This window comes from Limnospira sp. (assembly GCF_051859755.1).
In the GTDB taxonomy this organism is placed as follows: Bacteria; Cyanobacteriota; Cyanobacteriia; order Cyanobacteriales; family Microcoleaceae; genus Limnospira; species Limnospira fusiformis.
On the sequence record NZ_JBIMLI010000263.1, the window covers coordinates 1 to 3059 of the forward strand.

The 3059-nt window shown below is 45.8% G+C and carries 2 protein-coding genes; both read right to left on the reverse strand.

All coding sequences use genetic code 11. The features are described from left to right. Positions 1-530: 530 nt before the first annotated feature. Entirely contained in the window at positions 531-1145 is a 615-nt protein-coding gene (locus ACTIE0_RS23610; RefSeq protein ID WP_235720222.1) for a hypothetical protein, read from the reverse strand. A 143-nt stretch (positions 1146-1288) separates the two neighbouring features. Further along, positions 1289-2986 carry a CHAT domain-containing protein gene (locus tag ACTIE0_RS23615; protein WP_006622500.1) on the reverse strand — a complete coding sequence of 566 codons (1698 nt, stop codon included), beginning with the start codon at positions 2984-2986 and terminating at the stop codon, positions 1289-1291. Positions 2987-3059 lie beyond the last annotated feature (73 nt).

The following is a 3059-nucleotide window of genomic DNA, read 5'->3' on the forward strand; positions in this document are numbered from 1 at the left end:
CAGTTAAGGCTTAAGCTGGTCAGCTACCTGAAAGCGGGGGCACGAAGCCCCCGTGCTTCAGCCGGGGGTGCTGACAGACACCATTAACCATAACTTAAAGACACTTACTTTCCCCTGGTGTATGAATATTCCACTACAGCTTTTACTAGCCTATCAATATTTCCCGATTTTACCCAAAACAGATTGACCCCCTACCTTCCCGGTTCCCTTTCCTGAGTTCTTATGCACCAAACCTAGTTTGTGCCAATATATATCACCAAGGACAGTAGCCCTGTACGGGCGGGTTTACCAATTATCTCGTCCATATAGCCAATAATCGGGAATTTTAATTTTTGCCCAGATAATATTTGGGGGGACGATAGAATCAGGGCGATCGCGTCTTTTTTTGCGTATAGACACAATAACCCCTTGGGTGCGATTTCTTCAATGATACCATAAGCCCTATAATATCGTCAACTTTTTGGCAGATATTTTGGCGAAAATTGCCACAATTGTTAACAGTCTTTGAAAAATCCCATCAATTAATCTGATTAACTCTCCTGCAAAGAAGTTCCGGTGGTGTTTGCCAAAGTTAGGGCATAATGAGCGATCGCCAAACTCAAGCGAGCTTGTTCTACGGGTGAGAGTTCATGCCATTGTTGGGAACCCACTTTTGTCAATATTGATTCTAGGGCGCGATTGTCATTTCCGCGCATAGCATTAACCATAGGACGAGCGAGAACCTGCAAATCTTCCGGGTCCCACTCAGGTAAAATTTGACTAACGCAAAATACAAGCTGTTCACCAAGACTCTGGAAAGTCTTATCCTGATCAACTGCTTTAGATATTCCCCTAAGTATATTTTCAGGAATGCGAGATAGGAGACTTACCTCGCCATTAAGTGTTAATTTATCAACTAATAATTGATACAGAGAAATCCGCGGCCACCGATTTTCTATATGTTCAAAGAAGACTTGGGATCTTTGAGTTATATCATCGTCACTGAAACAGTGTGACAGAGACAAGTTTAGATCTGCCTCCTCAAAATAGCCATAAGATTCTGTTTGTTCATGGCTCCAGGGATAGGCAGAATTTTCCGAGTCATCTAACAGTAGTGACCAGAAATCCAATGCGGTCTCATCATTGTGGCAATTAAGTTTAGTCATTGAGTAACATCCTTTGTTGACAACATAATCCAAGGTTCGGGATAGGCGGATAATGGATAATTGTTCGGGATGGTATCCCGCACCCATAGCTACAAAACTGAGAGCAGCAATTCCGCAAGTTCTCTGAGGATAAGGATAGAGTTTTACGGGCTATCAATCAAAAATTCCCAAATGCGACCCTGGGAACTGCCAAATTTTAACTTAGTTCCCGATGAAAGTTGTACCTCTTGATGATGAATGCGGTGCCACTGCTGCTTCTGTTCCTCCCAAACTAGAGTACCGTAACGAGAGAAATCTCGCAGAAAGTAGGTCGGCGGATTGGTGGGAGACCCGTTACCATTGCGACAGAAAATCTCGGCGTGTTGATTAGAAATCCATGATTCATGCCAAACAATATCATTTTGTTCCGATCGCCCTATCTGAACCCGTCCGGCTTCTATTAGCCAGCTTTTTGATGTGACTTCCTCAGTTGTTTGCTGGAGTTTCAGATAGGCGCGGGGGAGACAATATCCTAGCGCCGTGGGTGAGTTGGCGGGTAGTTGGGTGCGAATAGCGTCCTCGGTGGGGGCTAGGAAGCCATTAAACTCAGGGTGCATATATAATATGGGCAGAGTCCAAGCTGGCTGGTTGAATTTGTAGAGGGTCAGCAACTGTTGTCTGGCGATCGCTACAGCCCGATCAATGGGCATCCTTTCTGATAAGGCTCTAGCAAAGGTTTGAATAAAACTGAGGGCTTCGCTGTCCGTAATGGAGTCCCGCATTCCTAAAACCGCTGGGACTCCATGATGGATTAATACTTTAGCCAAGCTGCTGCTGGGAATGGCGGGAAGAGTGATGTTTTGTAGAGTCGATGATAATTCCATGGCTGGGACTGCACTCCAGCAGGCATTAAATACCGCTAGAGTGATACCACAGCGCACTAGAACTTGAGCCAATTCTGTACCATTAATGGTAGTTTGCTCTTGTAGAAATAGTAAACCACCATCAGGACCCGTCAAGCCATGACCTGCATAGAAGATCACGTTATACGGTATCTGACCTAGCTGCTGGGGGGTTTCTAGTTCCGTAATTAGTTGGGCTACACTGGGCTGGATTAGTGTTTTGATGAAACAGGGTAGCCGATCGCTTCTTGATGAGTCAGATCCTGGGTCGGTGGTGTTGGCTAAAACTTCCGCAATTTGTGAGGCTTCCTTTTCTAATTCCAGCCCATGGGAATTTGTGGCTGGTGGGGTTTGACATTGGGGGATGTCGTTATGACCTAAAACTAATAAGATGTTTAGGGCTTGGATTAAGGGGCGATCGCTTAATGGTTGGACATCACAGGTAGTGCGACTAAATAACAGCCTCGGACTTAGGGAGATGGCTGGTTGTCCCGCCTGTGATTGCATAATTTCCCATGGTAGGGGAATTAAATTGGGCGATCGCACATCTAATCGTATTCTCAGCGGACATTTTTGGCCTAGGGCTAGTCCTTGACAACGGTGGAAACTGCTTTGAATTGCTCCCTGAAACAGCCACTGCCATAAATCTATTCCCAATTGTTGCATTAGTCGGCTGCTGTAGCTGGGTTTGGTTTCCAGAGCGGCTGATAATGGTGGTAGACTAAATTGCGGGTCACTCATGGCTGACTCACTCACCGCTAAGGGTAAGCTATCTGGGGAAAACATTTCTAACCAGGCTTGCCATAATTGTGAGAGGGATTCTGGCCATATACAGTCATGGTGGACATAATCGCTGGCATTGACAGAATTAAACACCCAGGTGGCGAAGTGGTTGCCTGTGGGTGAGTTCAAACGAGCGATCGCAATACTTAGGGTCGGACTGATACATTTACGCAACATTTATCCGGCTATTGCCTGACAATGCGACGATAGCACTATTACCCGTTAAGGTAACAGAGGCGGTATCCCGCAA

Excerpts from the sequence above, each read along its gene's own strand:
- ACTIE0_RS23610 (WP_235720222.1), bottom strand. The coding sequence starts at position 1,145 with ATGACTAAACTTAATTGCCACAATGATGAGACCGCATTGGATTTCTGG.
- ACTIE0_RS23615 (WP_006622500.1), bottom strand. The coding sequence starts at position 2,986 with ATGTTGCGTAAATGTATCAGTCCGACCCTAAGTATTGCGATCGCTCGT.